This window comes from Streptomyces odontomachi, assembly GCF_024435355.1.
In the GTDB taxonomy this organism is placed as follows: Bacteria; Actinomycetota; Actinomycetes; order Streptomycetales; family Streptomycetaceae; genus Streptomyces; species Streptomyces odontomachi.
This window is the reverse complement of record NZ_JAMJWG010000093.1, coordinates 1-570: the sequence shown is the minus strand read 5'-3', so window position 1 is coordinate 570 and position 570 is coordinate 1. Positions and strand designations below refer to the sequence as shown.

Sequence of the window (570 nt, the reverse complement as noted above, 5' to 3'; positions counted from 1 at the left end):
ACCGCCGCCAACTGCGACGTCATCCCACTGGACTCGGCCCACAACCCCCACGCCAACGCCGACCCCACCAACCCCGACCGCCGACGCCACGCAACCAACTCATCCAAGAACGCATTCGCCGCCGCATAGTTCGCCTGCCCCGCCGTACCCACCACACCAGCAGCAGACGAAAACAACACGAACGCCGACAACGGCACATCCCGCGTCAACTCATGCAAATGCCACGCAGCATCCACCTTCGGCCTGAGCACCCCCGCCAAACGCTCCGGCGTCAGATTCCCCACGGTCGCGTCATCCAACACACCAGCCGCATGCACCACACCACGCAACCCCGACCCCAACGACCCCACCACCGCAGCCAACCCATCACGATCAGCCACATCACAAGCAACCGCACGCAAACACACACCACGCCGCTCAACCAGATCCGCCAGATCCCCCGGCAACCCACCCGAACGACTCACCAACACCAGATCCCGCACCCCATACCGCTCCACCAGATGCCGCACCACCACCCGACCCAACGTCCCCGTCGCCCCCGTGACCAGCACCGAACCCTCCGACCCGAAC

The 570-nt window shown here is 65.4% G+C and carries 1 protein-coding gene; it reads right to left on the bottom strand.

The genetic code is table 11. The features are described from left to right. A partial coding sequence (locus NQO67_RS43520; protein WP_255956200.1) for an SDR family NAD(P)-dependent oxidoreductase occupies positions 1 to 570 on the bottom strand: 570 nt, incomplete at both ends.